Here is a 20809-nt window from a genome sequence, read left to right as displayed (position 1 = left end):
GGGCGCACCGGGCCGAGCAACCCCGAGGTTCCCGCCCGCTTCCGCCCGGTCGCCCTGACGATTCCGACCGCACGACTGCATGACCGCACGACTGCGACATCGCCGGACGTGTCCCCGCCCGTCCGGCGCTCAGTCGTACCCTGCCGCGGCCCCGGCCCGCGCGAGGCGCCCGGCCTGCGCTGAGGCGCCCGGCCCGCGCGAGAGGGCCTCCGCCCGTCGCGCGGTCTCAGGCGATCACCCCCGCCCGCCTCAGCTCCTTCACCTCGGCCTCCGGCACTCCGATCTCGCCGAGGACCTCGTCCGTGTCCTGCCCGAGGGCCGGGATCCGGTCCATCCGCGGCTCCGGCGCGTCCGGGAACACGATCGGCGGCAGCAGCGAGCGCAGCGGCCCGACCTGCGACGCGACCTCCCGCCAGCGGTCACGGGCCGTCAGCTGAGGATGGTCCGCGAGCTCCGCGACCGAGTTGAGCCGGGCACAGGCGATGCCCGCCGCATCGAGGCGGGCCAGCGCCTCGGGCGCCGTCAGCGGGGCCAGCGCCGCCCCGACCGCCGCGTCCGTCGCCGCCCGGCCCGCCACCCGCGCCGTGTTCGTCGCGAACTCCGGGGCATCGGCGAGGTCCGGCCGGCCGAGGACCTGCTCGGCGAGCCGCCGCCACTCCCGGTCGTTCTGCACGGAGAGCAGCACCAGACCGCCGTCCGCCGTCGGATAGGCGTCGTACGGAGCGATCACCGCGTGCGCGAGCCCCGTTCGCGCCGGGGGCGTACCCCCATGGGTGCCGTAGTGCAACGGGTGCCCCATCCACTCGGCGAGCGAGTCCAGCAGGGACACCTCCACCGGGCCGCCCCGGCCGGTCGTGCCGCGCCGTACGAGGGCGGCGAGGACGCCGGAGAAGGCGTACATCCCGGCGGCGATGTCCGCCGCCGGGATCCCGGACTTGACCGGCTGCTCCGGCGTCCCGGTCACCGACACGAGACCCGCCTCGCACTGGACGAGCATGTCGTACGCCCGTCGGTGCGCGTACGGTCCGGTCGCCCCGTACCCGGAGACGTCCACGGCGATCAGCCGTGGGTGCGCGGCGCACAGCGTGGCGGCGTCGAGACCGAGCCGGGCCGCCGCCCCCTGCGCGAGGTTCTGCACGAAGACGTCCGCGCCGGCCACCAGCCGCCGGGCGAGGGCGAGGCCGCGCGGGTCCTTGAGGTCGACGGCCACGGACTCCTTGCCCCGGTTGCACCACACGAAGTGGGAGGCGAGGCCCCGCGCGGCCGTGTCGTACCCCCGGGCGAAGTCCCCGCCGTCGGGGCGCTCGATCTTGACGACGCGGGCGCCGAGGTCGGCGAGTTGCCGGGTGGCGAAGGGGGCGGCGACGGCCTGCTCGACGGCGAGGACCGTGATGCCTTCGAGGGGGAGTGGCTGAGTGCTCATGACAGCCCTGCCTACCCTGCGGGGCCGGTCCTTGTCACCAGGGGACATGTCACCCCGGGGTGGTGCGGGCCCGTCACCCCGGGGCGGGGTGGGGCCGTCACCCTGGGGTGGGGCAGGCGCCGCTGTCAGCCGCGGGTGTGGCGGCGGACCGCCAGGGGTGCGAAGAGGGCGATCAGGCCGAGCGACCAGAGCAGGGCCCCGGCGACCGGGTGGGCCACCGGCCAGGCTGCGTCCACCGGGACGGGCGCGTTGCCGAAGAGGAGCCGCACCGCTGTCGTGACCGCCGAGATCGGGTTCCACTCGGCGACCGTGCGCAGCCAGCCGGGCAGGCCGTCGGTGGGGATGTACGCGTTGGAGAGCAGCGGCAGCATGAAGGTGGCGCTGCCGAGCTGGCCCGCGGCCTCCTCGCTCTTCGAGGCGAGGCCGAGCAGGATGCCCACCCAGGTCGCCGCGAAGCGGAAGAGCAGCAGCAGACCGAAGGCGCCCAGGGCCTCCGCCGCGCCGCCCTCGATCCGCCAGCCCATCGCGAGCCCGACCAGGACGAGTGGCACGGTGCCGAGGGCGCAGGCCACGAGGTCGGCGAGCGCCTGCCCGAGCGGGACGGCGGCGCGGCTCACGGGCATGGTCCGGAAGCGGTCCATGACACCTCGGTGGGAGTCCTGGGCGGCCTGGAACATGCCGGTCATCAGGCCTCCGGCCGCCGTCGCGACGAGCAGGCCCGGCACCAGCTGGGACCGGTACTCGGCGCCCGGCACGGCGAGCGCGCTGCCGAAGACGTACCCGAAGAACAGCAGGAACACGATCGGCATCGTCTGGGTCATCACGGTGATCGCGGGCGCGTGCCGGATGCGCAGGAGATGACGGCAGAGGACGGCCGTTCCGTCGCGGACGAGAGCGGTGCTCACCGGGCGGGTTCCCTGCTCCGGGACGAGAGCGGTGCTCATGCGGCGAGTTCCTTCCGGTCGGTGAGGCGAAGGAACACCTCGTCGAGGGTCGGCGGGCGCAGCGACGCGTCGACGACGAGGACCCCCGCCGCGTCGACCTCGCGGACGATCCGGGGGAGGGTGAGCGTGCCGTCCGTCGTCACCGCGCCGACCGTGCGGCGCTCGGCGTCCAGGACCGGGGCCGAGCCGGTCAGCCGGTCGAGGACGGCCGCGGCCGCCGTGAGCGCCGAAGGGTCGGCGACGACGACCTCGGCGTAGCTGCCGACGAGGGCCTTGAGCGCGGCCGGGGTGCCGCGCTGCGCCACCCGGCCCTCGTCGATCAGGACGATGTCGTCGGCGAGCTGGTCGGCCTCCTCCAGGTACTGCGTGGTCAGCAGCACCGTCGTGCCCAGGGACGCCAACCCCCGTACGGCGTCCCAGATCCCGTTGCGACTGTGCGGGTCGAGCCCGGTCGTCGGTTCGTCGAGGAAGAGGACCCGCGGCGGGACGATCAGGCTCGCCGCCAGGTCGAGCCGGCGGCGCATGCCGCCGGAGTAGGTGCGGGCGGGGCGCCCGGAGGCCGCCGTGAGGCCGAACTGCTCCAGGAGCGCGTCGGCGCGGCTGCGCGGGGCGCGCAGCAGCCGGGCGAAGAGCTGCAGGTTCTCGGCGCCGGTCAGGTCCCCGTCGACGGAGGTGTTCTGCCCGGTGACCGCGATCCGCTGCCGCACCCCCGCCGGATCGCGCACCACGTCGCGGCCGGCCACCAGCGCGCTGCCCGCGTCGGGTCTCGCCAGGGTCGTCAGGACGCGGACGGCGGTGGTCTTGCCGGCGCCGTTGGGGCCGAGGACACCGCAGACCGAGCCCTCGGGGACGGCGAGATCGAGGCCGCGGAGGGCGTGGACATCGCCGTACCGCTTCCGCAGACCCTCACTAAGTACAGCGTACGTAGTCGTCATGGCGCGACCATACCGCACTACGTACGGCGTACGTAACTACGATGGGAGCGAGGTGATGATCCATGGCGGGCCGAGCGGCCGAACCGGAAGTGATCTGGGCGCGGCCCGAGCGCGCGGGCCGCGGCCCGAAACCGGCGTACAGCCGGCGGGACATCGTGGACGCCGCCGTGCGCGTCGCCGACACGGACGGCATCGACGCGGTCTCCATGCGGCGGATCGCCGCCGAGATCGGCTGCGGCACCATGTCGCTCTACAACTACGTCCCCCGCAAGGAGGACCTGTACGAGCTGATGGTCGACGCGGTCAGCGGCGAGTACGTGCTCCCCGAGGAACCCAGTGGAGACTGGCGCGCGGACATGACCGGGATCGCCCACCAGAGCCGCGCGATCATGTACCGGCACCCCTGGCTGGCCCGGGTGATGACCACCGCCTACGGATTCAGTCCCAACGCCCTGCGCTTCCTGGAGTGGTGCCTCGGCTGCCTCGCCCCGCTCGACGTCCCCCCGGGGCTCAAGATGCAGCTGATCGCCATGGTCAACGGCACGGTGATGGCGACCGTCGCCAACGAACAGGCCATCGCCGAACGGGCCCGCGGACTGCCCTGGTCCGAGGAGGAGGAGCAGGCGGTGCGCGGCGCCTACCTCATGGGGCAGGTCGCGAGCGGGCGGTACCCGCACCTCGCCGGGCTGCTCGCCGAGGCCCCCGCCGCCCCCGTCGACCCGGACGAGATCTTCGCCCTGACCATCGGGCGCCTCCTCGACTCGTTCGCGCCGCCGGAGGGCCCCGTCACAGCAGCATGAACTGGCCCTCCGGGCCCTCCTCCTGATGGTCGAGCACGGAGGCGGGACGGCGGGACCCGGCCGGCGGCGGCAGGACGCCCGCCGCCCGCAGCTCCTCACGGCCCGCGGACCCGGCCCGCGCCGGGGCGAGGGCCTCCGAGGCCAGGGCCGCCCGCTCCGGCTCCCGCGCGCCGAGCAGCGCGAGCACCGTGACCAGGTCGAGCAGCTCCGAGGTCCACTCCTGCGGCCAGGCCGCCGGTCCGATCGCGTCGAGCGACCCGGGCTCCGCCGGGGCGGTCCGGTGCGCGAACCACTGCTCGAGGACCCGCGCCCCGCCGACGCTGAACTCCCAGGCCTCCGCCGGTACGGGCGAGATGCGGCCCTCGTCGAGGCACAGCGCCTCGTCGGCCGGGTCGTACGTCAACGCCCCGGGGCGCGGGGGGACCGCCGCGCGCACATACGGACGGCGCCCGCCGGGCAGCCGCGGCTTCGCCCCGCTCAGCGCACCCCGCACCTGGACGTCGACGAGGTCCCGGCCGAGCGCCACACCCGCCGCCCAGACCTCCGGGTCCGCGGGGAGCGGCACCCGGCATCCGGCGGGGGAGGGGCGGGCCGCAGCCACCGTCCACGCGAGCCACTCCAGGGCGTCGACCTCGTGCCCGTACCGCTCGCCGAGGAAGCCGAGGAGGCCGGGGGCGAGGTTCGGCTCCCGCCCTCCGGGGCGCCGGAACAGCGGGCGGATCCGGCCCGGTCGGCCCGCGGGGGAGCGGCCCTCGGGCAGCGCCGACGTCACCAGGAGCGCGGGGCCGGCCGCCCCGGGCACGTATCCCTGCTCGACCGCGAAGAGCTGCGGCTCGCCGACGACCCGCCACAGCTCCGGCCGGGCGGTGTCGATCAGCCGGTGGTCGGGCAGCAGGAGCTGCTCGTCGAACGGCCCCCGCGCGACCCGTACCGGCTCCGGGCACGGACCCGGCTCACGGGCCCAGCGCGCGGTCCCGGTCCGCTGGCCCGGCAGCGCGGCGACGGCGCTCGACGGGGTGCGCGCCCGGCTGGGGTGGAACAGGGCCTCGCGCTCGGCCCCTTCGGCGGCCGCCAGGCGGTCCCAGCGGGATCGCAGCGTCCGGGCGTCCGGCGCCACGATCCAGGAGCGGCCGAAGCGCAGCGGCGCGACGGACCACGGCATGAGGTCGTCGAGGAGGGGGAGGTCGGCGACGGGCGGCGCGTCGGCGAGGGGCGGCAGATCGGCGTTGTTCGCTCCGGGGGCTTCCGTCACGCCCCGCATGCTAACGACCGCCGTCCACGGGTCTCCACCGTCCGGAGGCCCCGGCCGTCGACGGGCGGGCTTCGGCGGCGACGACGGCGGGGCGGTGACGGCGGCGGTGCTGGCGGTGACGGTGTCGGCCGCCGGGCTCCCGCCGCGACCGTCACAGGGCCTCGGCCGTCGCCCTCACTGGGCCTCGGCCGTCGCCCTCACTGCGCCTCGACCGTGACCCTCACTGGGCCTCGACCGTGACCGTGAAGGAGAAGCGGTCGCCCCGGTACCGGATGCGCGCCACGTCGACGACCCTGCCCGCCTCGTCGTACGTCACGCCGGTGTAGTGCAGGATCGGCGACAGGAGCGGGACCTCCAGGAGCGCCGCCGTCTCCGGGTCGGCGAGACGCGCCTCGACCGTGTCCGTGATGCGGCTGATTCGCACCCCGACCACGTCCCGCAGCACCTTCGTCATCGGCCAGCGCTCCAGATCGGCCGGGTCGATCGCGGCGGCGAGCTCGGGACGCACCGCGTTCTCCGCCCAGTTGGTCGGCTCGCCGCTCTCCCCGTCGCGGCGCAGCCGCCGGTACGCCACGATCTCGGCCAGGTCGGGGAAGTGTTCGGAGAGCTCACCCGGCACCGCCTCGCTGCCGTGCCCCAGGACCGTCGTCCGCTCGCCCGACTGCTGGGCCACGATCGCGTCGATCGAGCCGAGCAGCCGGCGCGGGGTGGAACGCCGGGCGCCGGGCTCGATGAAGGTCCCGCGCCGCCGGTGCCGGCTGATCAGGCCCTCCTCCTCGAGTTCCTTGAGGGCCTGGCGCATGGTGAGCACGCTGACGCCGTAGTGCGCCGCGAGCTGCTCCTCGGTGGGCAGCCGCAGCGAGGCGTCGGGCGCGCGGCCCAGTATCGAGGCGCGCAGCGACTGCGAGACCTGATACCAGAGCGGCAGCTTGCGGTTCAGGACCAGCGAGTCGGGTGCGAAGGCGGTCACGGGTTCTCCGTACGAAGGCTACGGGCTTACGGCCGAGACACTACGGCCGAAAGTGGCGCTCCAGACCCTGCCATACGTCGTCGTAGCCCTTCTGCAGGTGGTCGGCGCCCGCGGCCTGCGGGGTCGCGGTCACCGGCCAGCGGGTCTCGAACATGAAGGCAAGACCGTCGTCGATCTTCTGCGGCTTCAGCTCGGCGGCGCTCGCCCGGTCGAAGGTCTCACGGTCGGGGCCGTGCGCGGACATCATGTTGTGCAGCGAGCCGCCGCCCGGCACGAAGCCCTCCGCCTTCGCGTCGTACGCGCCCTCGATGAGGCCCATGTACTCGCTCATCACGTTGCGGTGGAAGTACGGCGGCCGGAAGGTGTCCTCGCCGACCAGCCAGCGCGGGGCGAAGACGACGAAGTCCACGCTCGCGAGCCCCGGGGTGTCGGAGGGCGAGGTGAGGACCGTGAAGATCGACGGGTCGGGGTGGTCGTACGAGATCGTCCCGATGACGTTGAAGCGGTGCAGGTCGTAGACGTACGGGGTGTGGTTGCCGTGCCAGGCGACGACATCGAGCGGCGAGTGGCCGTACGTCGCCGACCAGAGGTTGCCGCAGTACTTGTTGACCACCTCGACCGGGCCCTCGACGTCCTCGTAGGCGGCGACGGGCGCCCGGAAGTCCCGGGCGTTGGCGAGGCCGTTGGCGCCGATCGGGCCGAGGTCGGGGAGCTGGAAAGGCGCCCCGTAGTTCTCGCAGACGTATCCCCGGGCGGTCTCCTCCAGCAGGTCCACGCGGAAGCGGACCCCGCGCGGGATCAGCGCCGTCTCGCCGGGGTGGACGGCGAGCAGGCCCAGCTCGGTGCGGAGGAGGAGGCCGCCGCGCTCCGGCACGATCAGCAGCTCGCCGTCCGCGTTGCCGAAGACCCGTTCCATGGAGGCGTTCGCGTGGTACAGGTGCACGGCCATGCCGCTTCGCTGGGTCGCGTCGCCGTTGCCGCCGAGGGTCCACAGTCCGGCCAGCCAGTCGGTGCCGGGGGCCGGGTCGGGCAGCGGGTTCCAGCGCAGCCGGTTCGGGTCGGGCACGGTCTGGTCGAAGGGCGCGGAGCGCACGGCGCCGTTGTCGATCCGGGTGAACGGCGGGTGCGCCGCGGAGGGGCGGATCCGGTAGAGCCAGGAGCGGCGGTTGTGCGCCCGCGGCTCGGTGAACGCACTGCCGCTGAGCTGCTCGGCGTACAGGCCGAGGGGTGCCCGCTGCGGCGAGTTGCGGCCGTGCGGCAGTGCGCCGGGGATCGCCTCCGAGCTGTGCTCGTTGCCGAAACCGGTGCTGTAGCCGAGCGTCTCGGCCGTCTTCCTGGCCTGCTCGCGCTTCTCGGCCTGCTCCGTGGTCATCGCCCGCTCCTGTCCTGAGCCCACAAGGGAAGCCCACAAGGGAATCCTATGCATGACCGTAGGATTCCGCGCGGCTCACGTCAACGGGGCGGCGGGGGTCGCGTCGGGGGCTGTGCCGGGGGCCGGCGACCGAATCGGGGCGGCGGCCCGGCTTCCGGCGTCGGGGCGCGGGCGGTAGCGGCCCCGGAAATCAGGTGCTGCGCGAGGGGGTCCAAAAAGATGAACAATCCTCTACTCTCACGCGCATGTCCTGGACCCGAAGGTTCGTCCTCGCGCTCTCGGCCGTGCTGGCGACGCTCGCCGCGGCCCTGCTCACCGCCCCCGGGGCCCAGGCCCACGAGGAGCGGCCCGTCACCTTCCCCGACGGCTCCGGCACCGTGCCGAAGCTCCGCACCGGAGAACCCGACCTCCTCGTCTGCAAGACCGACCGGACCGCGTTCGAAAGCCGGATTTCCCGGTTCCCGGAGACCCTCAAGACCCGCAACCGCACCCTCTACGAGCGCTGCGCCCGCGAGGGCTACCGCCACCTCCAGCAGGCCGTCGACGCCGTCGACCGGCCCGGCCTGACCATCGCGATCCTCCCCGGCCTGTACGAGGAGGAGCCCTCCCTGCCCTCGCCCACCGGAGCCTGCGCCACCCTCGACGCGCCCAAGTCCTCGCTCGGCTACCAGATCCTCAGCTACGAGCAGCAGCGGCAGTGCCCGCACAACCAGAACCTCGTCGCGATCCTCGGCAAGAAGAACCTGCAGATCGAGGGCACCGGAGCATCCCGCCTCGACGTCGTCATCGACGCCAAGTACCGGAAGCTCAACGCACTGCGGGCCGACGGCAGCGACGGCGTCTACTTCCGCAACTTCACCGCCCAGCGCACCACGTTCAACTCGCTGTACGTCCTCGCCGCCGACGGCTTCGTCATCGACGACGTCCTCACCCGCTGGAACGACGAGTACGGCTTCCTCACCTTCGCCTCCGACCACGGGCTCTACAAGAACTGCGAGTCCTACGGCAACGGCGACTCCGGCATCTACCCCGGCTCGGCATCCAACATCAACGACGGCCGGGGCTACGACGTCCCCCGCTACTCCATCGAGATCACCGGCTGCCGCAGCCACCACAACATGGTCGGCTACTCCGGCACCGCCGGAGACTCCGTCTGGGTCCACGACAACGAGTTCGACCACAACATGGGCGGCGCCTCCATGGACTCCGCCTTCCCCGGCCACCCCGGACTGCCGCAGAACCACGCCCGCTTCGAACGCAACCTGATCCACGACAACAACGAGAACTACTACCCGTACGTCGCCGACGGCACCTGCGCCAAACCGCCCGTCGAGCGCGGCTACGAACAGGGCGTCGTCTGCCCCCAGATCTCCATGCCCCCCGGCACCGGCATCATCACCGCCGGCGGCAACTGGAACCTCTACGAGAACAACTGGGTCTACGGCCACCAGCGCGCCGCCTTCTACCTCAACGCCGTCCCCGCCTTCATCCGCGGCGAGTCCGCCTGGGGCAAGCAGGCCGACACCTCCCACCACAACCGCTACGCCGACAACCACCTCGGCGTCGACAAGTCCGGCACGGCCCGCCCCAACCGCACCGACGTCTGGTGGGACGGCCAGGGCAGCGGCAACTGCTGGCAGCCCGACACCGGCGCCGCCAGCCCCGGCGCCCTGCCTCACTGCGGGGCGCGCCGCGGCGACGTCTCCGGCGGCACCGACCGGCTCGTCGGCGAACCCGTCAAACTCGCCCAACTCCTCGTCTGCGCCGACTACAACGTCCAGGCGCGCCGCCTCCCGGCAGGCTGCGACTGGTACGGCGCCCGCGGCCTCCAGCGCGTCGAGACCCAACTCGCCCTCGGCAGCTCCCTCGTCCTCGCCCTCGCCGGCTTCGCCCTCTGGTGGCGCCGACTGCGCGGCAACCGCCTCGCGGGCGTCGCCACCCTCATCGGCCTCGCGGGCCTCGCCCTCGACGTCGCCGGCTCGACCCTCGCCCTCACGCCGACCGCCGTCCCGGCCCTCGCGCTGCTCCTCACCGGCGTCTGGTGGACCCTCCTCGGCCTCGCCCTGCGCCCCACCCGCCCCGTCCTGGCCTGGACCACCGTGGTCCTCGGCGCCCTCACCCTCCTCGACGCCTTCGACAAGGCGATCCTCATGGTCCCCGGCATCCCCCTCAGCCCCGCCTGGCTCCGCCTGCTCCTGGGCGTCATCTGGGTGCTGTGGGCGGTCGTAGCCGCAGGATCCCGCGGCCCGGCCCCGACGGATCCGGACGTGGCCCCGGCGGACGGGACGTCGGCCCCGGCCCACGCCCAGGACCCGGCCCAGGCGGACGCGGCATCGGACCCGGCTCTGGCCCACGCCCAGGCGGACGCGGCATCGGACCCGGCCTCTGCCCACGCCCAGCCGGACGCGGCCTCGGACCCGGCCCCGGCCCACGCCCAGGCGGGCGCGACACCGGCCCCCGACCCCGGGGCGGGCCCACGGGCAGGGACGGGCCCGAGTGCCGCCCCCGGCACGGCGTCCGGGGCGGCGACCCCCGGCGGGGCATCCGGCGCCGCCCCCGGCTCGAATCCCGGCGCGGCCCCCGGCGCGGGCGGCACCCCGGCCGAGCCCCGGCCGCACGGCGAGGCCACGGCATGAGGCGGCCCGTCGGCGGCGTCACCCGCCCGCCCCTCGTCGCGGCCCTGGCCGCACTCCTGGCCGCCGCCCTGCTCCTGACCGGCTGCGGCGGCCGGGCCACCACCCACCACAAGCCCGGCACCAGCCACGAGGAGGCCACCGGCGGCACCGGCACCCTGCTCACCGCCCGGGATGAGAGCGGGCACCGGCTCCGGGAGCTCCCCGCGGCGGAAGCGCCCACCGTCCGCGTCGAGACCCGCCCCGACGCCGAGGGCGGCTGGAACGTCCACCTCACGGTGGAGAGGTTCCGCTTCACCCCCGACAGCACCGGCGGCGCGGCCCTCCCGGGCCGCGGCCACGCCCGCCTCCTGGTCGACGGCCGCGAGGCCGGCCGCCTCTACAGCCCGTGGGGATACGTACCGGCCGGCACCCGTACCCTCACCGTCCGCCTGCATGCCGACGACCACACCGCCTGGGCCGTCGCGGGCGCCCCCGTGCAGGCGACAGTCCGCCTGGACGGCGCCGCGCCCCCGAGCAGCCCGGCACCGAAACCCCCGCCGACCGCCACCGGACGCACCGTCGACATCACCGTCTCCGGATCGACCGTCCAGCCGCTGCCCTCCCGCGTCGAGTTGAAGAAGGGCGAGCGCCTCACCCTCCGTGTCACCAGCGACCGAGCCGACACCCTCCATGTGCACGGCTACGACCGCGAACTCCCCCTCTCTCCCGGCACGCCCGCCACCCTCACCCTCACCGCCGACCGCACCGGCCTCTTCGAGGTCGAGACCCACGAGTCCGGACTCCTGCTGACCCAACTCGTCGTCCGATGACCGGCACGCTCACCCAGACCGCCCCACTCGCCCAGGCCCACGCCCAGGTCCATGCCCTCACCCCCGAGCCCGGCCCCGGTCTCGGCCTTCCGCTCGCCCACGGCGTGGGCTCCCGGCACGACCTCCCCCTCTCGCCCTTCTACGCCTACGCCGGCGCGTTCACCGCGCTGCTCGTCTCCTTCCTCGCCCTCGGGCTGCTCTGGTCCTCCTCCCGCTTCCGCGGCGACCTGTCGGGACGCCCGCTCCCCGCGGCCCTCCAGCGGGTCGCCGACGCCCCCGCCACCCGTACCGCCCTCCGGTTCCTCGGCGCCGTCGCCGCCCTCGTGTTCCTCCTCCACCTCCTTCTCGGGCCCGACGACCCCGACCGCAACCCCGCGCCCGGCGCCGTCTACGTCCTGCTCTGGGTCGGCCTCGTCCCCGCCTCCCTCCTCCTCGGCCCCGTCTGGCGCCTCCTCAACCCCCTGCGCGCCGCCCACTCCCTGCACCCGCCGCGGAAACCCCGTCCGCTGCCCGCCGCCGTCGGCATCCGCCCGGCCGCCCTCGGGCTCCTCCTCTTCACCTGGCTCGAACTCGTCGCCCCCGACAACACCTCCACCACCACCCTCCTGGCGGCCTTCGCCCTCCACGCCGCCGTCCAGCTCGGCGGCGCCGCCCGCTACGGCGACCGGTGGTTCGCCCACGCCGACCCCTTCGAGGTGTACTCCTCCCTTCTCGCCCGGCTCTCCCCGCTCGGCCGCCGCGTCGACGGCCGACTCGTCCTCCGCTCCCCCTTCCACGGCCTCGACTCCACCCCGCAGACCCCCGGTCTCGTCGCCGCCGTCTGTGTCCTCCTCGGCTCCACCGCCTACGACGGCCTCTCCGACAGCCCCCGCTGGATCACCACCCTCCAGACCTCACCCCTCGGCCCCGTCCCCACCGCCACACTCGGCCTGCTCGCCGCCGTCGCCCTCGTCGCCGCCTGCTACGGACTCTGCGCGGGCGCCCTCCGCCTGATGAACCGCACCCTCACCACCCCGCTCACCTCCTTCGCCCACTCGCTCCTGCCCATCGCCCTCGGCTACCTCACCGCCCACTACTTCTCGCTCTTCGTCACCGAAGGACTACGTACAGTCATGATGGCAGGGGGCACTGACAACGCCCTCGCACCCGCCCCGTTCCTGGGCCCCGGCGGCCTCGCGACCCTTCAGGTCACCGCTATCGTCACCGGCCACGTCCTCGGTGTCGTCGCCGCCCACGACCGGTCCGTACGCCTCTTCCCGCCCGACCGCGCGGTCGCCGGCCAACTCCCGCTGTTCGCGCTCATGATCGCGTACACCCTCGGCGGAATCGGCCTGCTGATCGCCTGACCAGGCGCGTCCTCGCCGTCTTCGCCGTCTTCGCCGTCCCCGCCGCGGCCCGGGGCGTCCGCCCGTGCTCCCTTCGCCCCTCGGGCAAGGGGCGCCCGCGGTGGATCGGGAGGCAGGCCCGCGGCAGGTGTGGGCGGGGCCTCGGCGCCGTCCTGGCCGGTTCCAGGGGCGGTTCGGCCCGTCGACGGGCCGCCGCCCGGCCGCTTTCGCGGTCGCCCGGGCCGTGGAACCCGCCCGGGGAGCGGCATCATGGACTCCGTGCCCCAGTCCCACGCCCAGACCCCGTCCACGCTGCGCCGGGCCCCCGTGCAGCAGCGGAGTGCCGAGCGGCTCGCCCGGATCCTCGACACGTGCGCCGACCTGCTCGACGAGACCGGCTACGAGCAGCTGAGCACCCGTGCCGTCGCAGCCCGTGCCGGAGTCCCCATCGGCTCCGTCTACCGCTTCTTCGACAACAAGCGGGCCATGGTCTCCGCGCTCGCCCACCGGAACCTCGACCGGTACGCCGAGCGGATCGCCGCCCATCTCGACGCCGCCGCCGATCCCGATCCCCACGCGGCCATCGACGGTGTGCTCGACGAGTTCATCGCCATGAAGAGGACCGTTCCGGGCTTCGCCCTCGTCGACTTCGGGGTGCCCGCCGCCGAGGAGGCCGGCGAGGACCCCAACGGCCAGGTCGCCGAGCGGATCTGCGATCTGCTCGCCGCCCACCTCGGCCGTCCCGCGGACGAGACGCTGCGACGCAAGGTCCGGGTCGGCGTCGAGACCGCCGACACCCTCGTCCGCCTCGCCTTCCGCGCCGCCCCCGAGGGCGACCCGGCCGTCATCGACGAGACCCGGCAGCTCCTTCACGCCTATCTCTCGCCCTCCCTGTCGTAACCCTGCCGGACGTGCCTACCGGTCGGTATGCTCGCGGCGGGCCGATGCCCCGGCCCCGACCCGACGCTGCCCCCGGGAGACGCCATGTCCACCGCCCCGCGCATCTGCCCCCTCTGCGAAGCGACCTGCGGACTGACCCTGACGATCGAAGGGTCCCGGGTCACCGGCGCGCGCGGAAACCGCGAGGACGTGTTCAGCCAGGGCTTCGTCTGCCCCAAGGGGGCCGCCTTCCCCGGGATCGACGCCGACCCCGACCGGCTCCGCACCCCGCTGGTCAGGAAGGACGGGCGGCTCCAGGAGGCGACCTGGGACGAGGCGTTCGACACGATCGCCGAGAGAATCCGTCCGCTGATCGAGGAGTACGGGCCGGATGCCGTGGGTATCGTCCTGGGCAACCCCAATGTGCACACGATCGCCGGCGCCCTCTACCCGCCCCTGCTGATCGGCGCGTTGCGCACGCGGAACCTCTTCACGGCGTCGACGATCGACCAGATGCCCAAGCACGTCTCCAGCGGCCTGCTGTTCGGAGACCCCTTCGCGATCCCCGTGCCGGACCTGGACCGCACCGACCACCTGCTGATCCTCGGAGCCAACCCGCTGGACTCCAACGGAAGCCTGTGCACCGCCCCCGACTTCCCCGGCAGGCTCAAGGCGCTGCGCCGGCGCGGCGGCACCCTCACCGTCGTCGACCCCCGGCGCACCCGCACCGCCCGCCTCGCCGACCGGCACGTCGCGATCCGCCCCGGCGCCGACGCGTTCCTCCTCGCCGCACTCGTCCACACCCTCTTCGAGGAGGGGCTCACCGACCTCGGCCCGCTCGCCGCCCAGGTGGAGGGGGTCGAGGAGGTGAGGGCCGCGGTACGGGAGTTCAGCCCCGAGGCCGTCGCCGACGCCTGCGACGTGGACGCCGACACCCTCCGCGCCCTGGCCCGGGAGCTCGCCGCGGCGCCCACCGCCGCCGTGTACGGGCGGATGGGCAGCTCCACCGTGGCCTACGGCACCCTCGCCAACTGGCTCGTCGACGTCCTCAACATCCTCACCGGCAACCTCGACCGGCCCGGCGGCGCCCTCTTCCCGCTCTCCGCCACCGCGCCGGCCCCGCGCCCCGCGGGACCCGGCAGGGGCTTCGCCCTCGGCCGCCGGCACAGCCGGGTCTCGCACCACCCCGAGGTCAAGGGGGAGTTGCCGATGGTGGCGCTCGCCGAGGAGATCGAGACGCCGGGGGAGGGGCGCGTCCGGGCGCTGATCACCGTCGCCTCCAACCCTGTCCTGTCCGCACCCGACGGGGATCGCCTCGACGCGGCGCTCGGCTCCCTCGACCTGATGGTCGCCGTCGACCCGTACCTCAACGAGACCACCCGCCACGCCGACGTCCTGCTGCCCCCGCCCCCGCCCTCCAGGAGCGCCCACTTCGACTTCGCCTTCAACGCCCTCGCCGTCCGCGACCAGGTCCGCTACACCCCGGCGGCCGTCCCCCTGGAGGCGGACCGGATGGACGAGTGCGAGATCCACGCCCGGCTGATCCTCGCCGTCTCCGGGATGCACGGAGCCCCGCCGTCCGCCGTCGACCGGCTCGCGATCGACACCACCCTCGCCAAGGCGGTGACCCAGGAGCACTCACCGGCGTACGGGGCGGACCCCGCGGAGTTCGCCGCGGGGCTCACCGGGGACACCGGGCCCGAGCGCCGGCTCGACATGATGCTCCGCCTCGGCCCGTACGGGCTCACCCTCGACGAGCTGCGGGCCCACCCGAACGGCATCGACCTCGGCCCGCTCAAGCCGCGCCTCCCGCAGGTCCTCAGGACGCGCAGCGGACGGATCGAGCTGTTCGCCGCGCCGCTCGCCGCCGACCTGCCCCGGCTGCGGGCCGCGCTCCACGCCGTACCCGACGCGGGCAGCGTCCAGCTCGTGGGCCGCCGCCACCTGCGCTCGAACAACAGCTGGCTGCACAACACCCCGGCGCTCGGCGGCGGTTCGAACCGGTGCACCCTCCAGGTGCACCCCGACGACGCGGCCCGGCTGCGGCTCGCCGACGGCGGCCTCGCGCGGGTGAAGGGGGAGGGCGGCGAGCTGGAGGTCCCGGTCGAGGTGACCGACGGGGTGCGCCCGGGGGTGGTGAGCCTGCCGCACGGCTGGGGTCACGACCGGCCGGGCACCCGGCTGGCCGTCGCGTCCGCGCGCCCCGGAGTCAATGTCAACCAGCTGCTCGACGGCTCCCGGCTCGACCCCCTGTCGGGCACCGCCGTCCTGAACGGCTTCCCCGTCCAGGTCTCGCCCCTGCCGTGACCTGGGGTTTTGCTCGTATTGCTCACGCGTCAACGTCTTGTTAACGGCAGAAGGGGGCACCTACCGTCATCCGGACCGCCGCTCGGCGGCAGTTCAAGGGTGAACGTGAGGTGTCCTCCATGCTGACCGTCCTCGGCTTCGCCATGATCGCGACCTTCCTGGTCCTGATCATGATGAAAAAGATGTCGCCGATCGCGGCACTCGTGCTGATCCCCGCGCTGTTCTGCGTGGCGGTCGGGCAGGGAGCCCAGCTCGGCGACTACGTCATCGAGGGCGTCGGCAAGCTGGCACCGACGGCGGCGATGCTGATGTTCGCCATCGTCTACTTCGGCGTGATGATCGACGTCGGCCTCTTCGACCCGATCGTCCGGGGCATCCTGCGCTTCTGCAAGGCCGACCCCGTACGGATCGTGGTGGGTACGGCGGTGCTGGCCGCGATCGTGTCGCTGGACGGCGACGGTTCGACCACGTTCATGATCACCGTCTCCGCGATGTATCCGCTCTACAAGCGGCTCGGCATGAGCCTGGTGGTCATGACGGGCGTCGCCGCCACCGCGAACGGTGTCATGAACACCCTCCCCTGGGGCGGTCCCACGGCCCGCGCCGCGACCGCGCTGAAGCTGGACGCCGGCGATGTCTTCGTACCGATGATCCCGGCGCTCGGCACGGGCCTGCTCTTCGTGTTCGTCCTCGCGTACGTCCTCGGGCGCCGCGAGCGGAAGCGCATCGGCTACCTCACGCTCGACGAGGCCCTCGTGCCCGAGAACGACACGGTCCTGGTCGCGGCGGGCACCGGGGGCGGCCACGGCGGTGCCGGGGGTGCTGGGGGTGTGGTGGACCTGACCAAGAAGTCCGGCGGTGGTTCCGGTGACGCGACGGGCGCGGTCTCCGGTTCCGTTCCCGGCTCCGCCTCCGGTTCCAGCTCCGGTGAGGGCGAGGACGAGGGGTTCCAGGGGCTCGATCCGAACCGGGCGACCCTGCGCCCCCGGCTGTACTGGTTCAACGCAGGGCTGACGGTCGCGCTGCTCACCGCGATGATCCTCGAACTGATGCCGATCCCGGTGCTCTTCCTGCTCGGCGCCGCGCTCGCGCTCACGGTCAACTACCCCAAGATGGCCGAGCAGAAGGCGCGCATCGCGGCCCACGCGGACAACGTCCTCAACGTCTCCGGCATGGTCTTCGCCGCCGCCGTCTTCACCGGTGTCCTCACCGGCACGGGCATGGTCAAGCACATGGCCGACTGGCTCGTCGGCGCCATCCCCGAGGGCATGGGCCCGCACATGGGCCTGGTCACCGGTGTCCTGAGCATCCCGCTCACCTACTTCATGTCGAACGACGGCTTCTACTTCGGCGTCGTACCGGTCCTCGCCGAGGCGGGCGCCGCCCACGGCGTCTCGCCCCTGGAGATCGCGCGCGCCTCCCTGGTCGGCCAGGCCCTGCACATGTCGAGCCCGCTGGTCCCCGCCGTGTACGTCCTCGTCGGCATGGCGAAGGTGGAGTTCGGTGACCACACCAGGTTCACGGTGAAGTGGGCCGCGCTGACCTCGCTCGTCGTCCTCGCGGCGGGGATCCTCTTCGGCATCATCTGAGCCCCGGAGCGGCCCAGGCTGGGGCCTCGGAGCCCCGGCCTGGGCCGGACGGGCGACTTCGGAGGGTGGCGTGCGCATGGCGCCACCCTCCGTAGTTCTGTCGTGACAGATAGTCCGATTATCGGTTTGTACTGTCCGGCGCGCTCCTTCCGGAGGAACCCCGCATGACCGCTCGTACCGCCCGCCCTCTCGCCGCCACCGCGGCCGCCGTCCTCACGCTCGGCGGCCTCGCCCTCGCGGGCGCGCCCTCGGCCTACGCCGCCCCCGGCGACAGCGGCGACATCAAGGTCCACAGTGTCGGCACGCCCTTCGGGTCCCAGAGGGACGAACCGAGGGTCTGCCGGTTCTATCTGTCGGCCTCCGACTTCGAGACGCTCCCGCAGGTCAACTGGGCGATCTCACGCCAGCCGTCCGCCAACGGGCCCGCCCTCTCCGGGCAGCTCACCCTCGTGGCCGGCGCGGGGCACACGGACCCGCTCTCCCTGCCGAGCGGGCAGTACCGGCTCTCATGGACCTTCCAGGGCCAGACCGTCGTGGTGAGGCCGAAGGCCTTCCAGGTCTCGTGCCCCGGTGACACCATCGCGAGTCCGCCACCCACCGGCGGGAACGGTGGCGGCGGTAACGGCACGGGCGGGAACGGCCCCGGCCCCAATGCCGACGGCGGCAACGGCAACGGCAATGGCAACGGCAATCCCAACGCCACCGGCGGCAACGGAAACAACTGGAACGGCGGAAGCGACAGCAGCCGCGAAGACAGCTGGAGCGGCCAGCCTCCGCAGGGCGCGGTCGGCGCGGGCGGCGGCGGCAGCGCGGAGGTCGCCGCCGACGACTCCTCCGGCTTCGGCATCGGGGCGGCCGTCGCCGCCGGCCTCGCCGGCACGGCCGGCCTGGTCCTGATCCGCCGCTCGCGCCGCCGCGACCATGGCGCCGCGTAGCCTCGCGCGCCTCACGCGTCGTCAACGGCGGCTGTTCCGGCTCGCCAGGACCGTGACGGTCACCACGGTCCTGGTGACCGGCGGGATCTGGTGGGCCGGTGACGAGGAACCGGACGCTCCGGCGCTTGCCGCTGCCGCCGCGGCGGCCGCTCCCGGCCCGGCGGAGGCGGCGGTCGGAGCACAGGCGGCCCTCGACCACAAGGCGAAGCCCGAGACGAAGCCCGAGACGAAGCCCGAGGGAAAGCCGGAGGCGAGGTCTGCGGTCAAGCCCGAGACGAGGCCCGTCGCGAAGCCTGAGGCCAAGCCCGAGACGAGGCCCGTGGCGAAGCCGCAGGCGGGATCCACGGCGAAACCCGGGGCGAAAGCCACGGCGAAGCCCAAGGCGGCGCCGAAGGCAGTGCCCAAGGCGGCGCCCGGTGCGGTGCCGAAGGCAGTGCCGTCGCCCCGGTCCTCGCCCCCGCCCGCGCCGCTGGCCCGTTCGCGTCCCGTCACCGTCGCCGTACCGGCCATCACCATCGAGGCCCCGGTGCTGGATCTCGGCCTCGACGGCGAAGGGCGGCTCGCGACACCGCCGATGGAGAACCCCGACGTGGTCGGCTGGTACGCGAAGGGGGTCACTCCCGGTGAGCGGGGGACCGCCGTCGTCGTCGGCCACCGTGACACCCGTACCGGACCCGCCATCTTCGTCAGCCTCGACTCGCTCAGCGCCGGCAACACCGTCCGGGTCGCCCGCGCCGACGGCAAGGTCGCCGTCTTCACGGTCGACCGCGTCGTCACCTACTCCAAGACCGGCTTCCCCGACAAGGAGGTGTACGGCTCCACGGGGCGGCCCGAACTGCGGCTGCTCACCTGCGGCGGAGCCTTCGACCCCGGAAAGGGCTACGAGGCGAACATCGTCGTCTTCGCCCACCTCACCGACATCGCCCAGCAGATCTGAACCACAGGTCCGATCTGAACCACGGGTCCGACAGACCCAGCCGCTCCGTCGGCCCCGCCCCGCCGCGTCCGGCGGGCCGCACCACCCAGGTGCGTGCCCGCCGGGCGCGGTGCTGTGCCGGGGCCCGCCCGGCATCTGTCCGGTCCTCCCGTGGACAGCGGGTGCGAGGGAGCGGCACGATCGGCTGGGGACTGAGACCGGGGGCACGTCCGGAGGCCCTGGCGCCCAAAAACTAACAGCGCTAGTTTGGGTGTCGAACCGGTCGGTAGTGTGAGGAGACATCGGATGAAGGCGCACGACGCGATGTACATCGGCGGAGAGTGGCGGCCCGCCGTCGGTCCCGACACGATCGCCGTCCTCAACCCGGCGGACGAGCAGGTCATCGCCCACGTCCCGGCGGGCACCGCCGAGGACGTCGACGCGGCGGTACGCGCCGCCCGTGCCGCCCTGCCCGGCTGGGCCGCGACCCCGCCCGCCGAGCGCGGCGCCCGGATCGCCGCCCTGCGCGACGCGCTCGCCGCCCGCGCGGAGGAGATCGCCGCCACCGTGACCGCCGAACTCGGCGCTCCGCCGCAGCTCGCCGCCGCCGTGCACGCCGGACTGCCGATCGCCGTGGCGGGGACGTACGCGGAGCTCGCCGCCACCCACCCCTTCGAGGAGAAGGTCGGCAACTCGACCGTCTACGCCGAGCCCGTCGGCGTCGTCGCCGCGATCACGCCCTGGAACTTCCCGCTCCACCAGGTCGTCGCCAAGATCGCGCCGGCCCTCGCCGCCGGCTGCACGACCGTCCTCAAGCCCGCCGAGGACACCCCGCTGACCGCCCAGCTCTTCGCCGAGGCCGTGCACGAGGCGGGCCTGCCGGCCGGCGTCTTCAACCTGGTCACCGGCCTCGGCCCGGTCGCGGGGCAGGCCCTCGCCGAGCACCCCGACGTGGACCTCGTCTCCTTCACCGGCTCCACCGCCGTCGGCCGCCGCATCGGCGCCCTCGCGGGCGGCGCCGTCAAGCGGGTCGCCCTCGAACTCGGCGGCAAGTCCGCCAACGTCATCCTGCCGAGCGCCGACCTCGCCAAGGCGGTCTCCGTCGGCGTCGCCAACGTGATGTCCAACTCCGGTCAGAAGTGCAGCGCCTGGACCCGGATGCTGATCCCCGCGGACCGGTACGAGGAGGCGGTGGCGCTCGCGGCGGAGGCCGTCGCCAAGTACGTCCCCGGCGAGCGCCTCGGCCCGCTGGTCAACGCCAAGCAGCAGGAGCGCGTCCGCGGCTACATCGAGAAGGGCGTCGAGGAGGGCGCCCGGCTCGTCGCCGGCGGAGCCGAGGCCCCGCTGGAGACCGGCTACTACGTCTCCCCGACCGTCTTCGCCGACGTCACCCCGGAGATGACCATCGCGCAGGAGGAGATCTTCGGACCGGTCGTCTCGCTGCTCCGGTACGAGGATGAGGAGGAGGCCCTCGCCATCGCCAACGGCACGGTGTACGGCCTCGCCGGGGCGGTCTGGGGCGAGCCGGAGGAGGCCGTCGCCTTCGCCCGGCGCATGGAGGCCGGCCAGGTCGACATCAACGGCGGCCGGTTCAACCCGCTGGCCCCCTTCGGCGGGTACAAGCAGTCCGGCGTGGGCCGGGAGCTCGGCGCGCACGGTCTCACCGAGTATCTCCAGACCAAGTCCCTGCAGTTCTGAGAGACGGGGCCCGCCTGTC

Annotated in this window: 16 protein-coding genes; 10 read left to right on the top strand and 6 right to left on the bottom strand. The window is 73.8% G+C overall.

The annotated features are described in order from the left end of the window. Window positions 1–226: 226 nt before the first annotated feature. The 3 genes from AMK27_RS30375 to AMK27_RS30365 all read right to left on the bottom strand — a co-directional run bounded on the left by AMK27_RS30375 (window position 227) and on the right by AMK27_RS30365 (window position 3302). On the bottom strand, window positions 227–1423 hold the full coding sequence (locus tag AMK27_RS30375) for a CaiB/BaiF CoA transferase family protein (RefSeq protein ID WP_143204888.1): 1197 nt from the start codon (window positions 1421–1423) through the stop codon (window positions 227–229). 125 nt (window positions 1424–1548) lie between these two features. Then, window positions 1549–2367: an ABC transporter permease gene (locus AMK27_RS30370; protein WP_073915274.1), complete on the bottom strand. Its 819-nt coding sequence runs from the start codon at window positions 2365–2367 to the stop codon at window positions 1549–1551. Then, entirely contained in the window at window positions 2364–3302 is a 939-nt protein-coding gene (locus AMK27_RS30365) for an ATP-binding cassette domain-containing protein (protein ID WP_073915271.1), read from the bottom strand. Before AMK27_RS30365 ends, AMK27_RS30370 begins: the two co-directional genes overlap by 4 nt. Before the next feature lie 62 nt (window positions 3303–3364). On the opposite strand from AMK27_RS30365, the gene AMK27_RS30360 reads away from it, so the two are divergent. After that, complete coding sequence (locus tag AMK27_RS30360) at window positions 3365–4102, top strand: TetR/AcrR family transcriptional regulator (RefSeq protein ID WP_073915268.1); 738 nt, start codon at window positions 3365–3367, stop codon at window positions 4100–4102. Here AMK27_RS30360 and AMK27_RS30355 read toward each other — a convergent pair. The 3 genes from AMK27_RS30355 to hmgA form a co-directional block, all read right to left on the bottom strand. Beyond that, complete coding sequence (locus tag AMK27_RS30355; RefSeq protein ID WP_158076935.1) at window positions 4089–5363, bottom strand: type ISP restriction/modification enzyme; 1275 nt, start codon at window positions 5361–5363, stop codon at window positions 4089–4091. The genes AMK27_RS30360 and AMK27_RS30355 overlap by 14 nt on opposite strands. A gap of 211 nt (window positions 5364–5574) precedes the next feature. Further along, window positions 5575–6324 carry a GntR family transcriptional regulator gene (locus AMK27_RS30350; RefSeq protein WP_073915265.1) on the bottom strand — a complete coding sequence of 250 codons (750 nt, stop codon included), beginning with the start codon at window positions 6322–6324 and terminating at the stop codon, window positions 5575–5577. A 40-nt stretch (window positions 6325–6364) separates the two neighbouring features. Then, the gene (hmgA, locus tag AMK27_RS30345; RefSeq protein WP_073915262.1) at window positions 6365–7696 is read right to left on the bottom strand and encodes a homogentisate 1,2-dioxygenase; all 1332 of its coding nucleotides are present in this window, start codon (window positions 7694–7696) and stop codon (window positions 6365–6367) included. Window positions 7697–7941: 245 nt separating this feature from the next. Between hmgA and AMK27_RS30340 the strand changes: the two genes are divergently transcribed. The 9 genes from AMK27_RS30340 to AMK27_RS30300 all read left to right on the top strand — a co-directional run bounded on the left by AMK27_RS30340 (window position 7942) and on the right by AMK27_RS30300 (window position 20790). Next, window positions 7942–10332: a right-handed parallel beta-helix repeat-containing protein gene (locus AMK27_RS30340; protein WP_241847647.1), complete on the top strand. Its 2391-nt coding sequence runs from the start codon at window positions 7942–7944 to the stop codon at window positions 10330–10332. Next, window positions 10329–11141: a hypothetical protein gene (locus tag AMK27_RS30335; RefSeq protein WP_073915259.1), complete on the top strand. Its 813-nt coding sequence runs from the start codon at window positions 10329–10331 to the stop codon at window positions 11139–11141. The genes AMK27_RS30340 and AMK27_RS30335 overlap by 4 nt, the downstream gene beginning before the upstream one ends. After that, on the top strand, window positions 11138–12487 hold the full coding sequence (locus AMK27_RS30330; protein ID WP_241847646.1) for a hypothetical protein: 1350 nt from the start codon (window positions 11138–11140) through the stop codon (window positions 12485–12487). Before AMK27_RS30335 ends, AMK27_RS30330 begins: the two co-directional genes overlap by 4 nt. A 249-nt stretch (window positions 12488–12736) precedes the next feature. Beyond that, on the top strand, window positions 12737–13366 hold the full coding sequence (locus AMK27_RS30325; RefSeq protein WP_073915256.1) for a TetR/AcrR family transcriptional regulator: 630 nt from the start codon (window positions 12737–12739) through the stop codon (window positions 13364–13366). A gap of 84 nt (window positions 13367–13450) precedes the next feature. Next, a complete protein-coding gene (locus AMK27_RS30320; RefSeq protein WP_073915253.1) occupies window positions 13451–15652 on the top strand; it encodes a molybdopterin oxidoreductase family protein in 2202 nt (733 codons plus the stop codon). 119 nt (window positions 15653–15771) lie between these two features. After that, on the top strand, window positions 15772–17241 hold the full coding sequence (locus AMK27_RS30315) for a CitMHS family transporter (protein ID WP_073915250.1): 1470 nt from the start codon (window positions 15772–15774) through the stop codon (window positions 17239–17241). 164 nt (window positions 17242–17405) lie between these two features. After that, window positions 17406–18176, top strand: coding sequence for a hypothetical protein (locus AMK27_RS30310; RefSeq protein ID WP_073915247.1), 771 nt, complete (start codon window positions 17406–17408; stop codon window positions 18174–18176). Between the two features lie 52 nt (window positions 18177–18228). Beyond that, window positions 18229–19113, top strand: coding sequence for a class F sortase (locus AMK27_RS44390; RefSeq protein WP_338014352.1), 885 nt, complete (start codon window positions 18229–18231; stop codon window positions 19111–19113). 285 nt (window positions 19114–19398) lie between these two features. Further along, complete coding sequence (locus tag AMK27_RS30300) at window positions 19399–20790, top strand: aldehyde dehydrogenase family protein (protein ID WP_073915241.1); 1392 nt, start codon at window positions 19399–19401, stop codon at window positions 20788–20790. Window positions 20791–20809 lie beyond the last annotated feature (19 nt).

It is taken from the genome of Streptomyces sp. CB02009 (assembly GCF_001905825.1).
Taxonomy (GTDB): domain Bacteria; phylum Actinomycetota; class Actinomycetes; order Streptomycetales; family Streptomycetaceae; genus Streptomyces.
This window is presented reverse-complemented; position numbering and strand designations above follow the sequence as displayed.

Bases quoted from the DNA above. Each gene is read 5' to 3' on its own strand.
- AMK27_RS30325 (WP_073915256.1), top strand. From the start codon at position 12,737: ATGGACTCCGTGCCCCAGTCCCACGCCCAGACCCCGTCCACGCTGCGC.
- AMK27_RS30310 (WP_073915247.1), top strand. From the start codon at position 17,406: ATGACCGCTCGTACCGCCCGCCCTCTCGCCGCCACCGCGGCCGCCGTC.
- AMK27_RS30315 (WP_073915250.1), top strand. From the start codon at position 15,772: ATGCTGACCGTCCTCGGCTTCGCCATGATCGCGACCTTCCTGGTCCTG.
- AMK27_RS30370 (WP_073915274.1), bottom strand. From the start codon at position 2,367: ATGAGCACCGCTCTCGTCCCGGAGCAGGGAACCCGCCCGGTGAGCACC.
- AMK27_RS30330 (WP_241847646.1), top strand. From the start codon at position 11,138: ATGACCGGCACGCTCACCCAGACCGCCCCACTCGCCCAGGCCCACGCC.
- AMK27_RS30360 (WP_073915268.1), top strand. From the start codon at position 3,365: ATGGCGGGCCGAGCGGCCGAACCGGAAGTGATCTGGGCGCGGCCCGAG.
- hmgA (WP_073915262.1), bottom strand. From the start codon at position 7,696: ATGACCACGGAGCAGGCCGAGAAGCGCGAGCAGGCCAGGAAGACGGCC.
- AMK27_RS30300 (WP_073915241.1), top strand. From the start codon at position 19,399: ATGAAGGCGCACGACGCGATGTACATCGGCGGAGAGTGGCGGCCCGCC.
- AMK27_RS30340 (WP_241847647.1), top strand. From the start codon at position 7,942: ATGTCCTGGACCCGAAGGTTCGTCCTCGCGCTCTCGGCCGTGCTGGCG.
- AMK27_RS30365 (WP_073915271.1), bottom strand. From the start codon at position 3,302: ATGACGACTACGTACGCTGTACTTAGTGAGGGTCTGCGGAAGCGGTAC.
- AMK27_RS30375 (WP_143204888.1), bottom strand. From the start codon at position 1,423: ATGAGCACTCAGCCACTCCCCCTCGAAGGCATCACGGTCCTCGCCGTC.
- AMK27_RS30335 (WP_073915259.1), top strand. From the start codon at position 10,329: ATGAGGCGGCCCGTCGGCGGCGTCACCCGCCCGCCCCTCGTCGCGGCC.
- AMK27_RS30320 (WP_073915253.1), top strand. From the start codon at position 13,451: ATGTCCACCGCCCCGCGCATCTGCCCCCTCTGCGAAGCGACCTGCGGA.
- AMK27_RS30355 (WP_158076935.1), bottom strand. From the start codon at position 5,363: ATGCGGGGCGTGACGGAAGCCCCCGGAGCGAACAACGCCGATCTGCCG.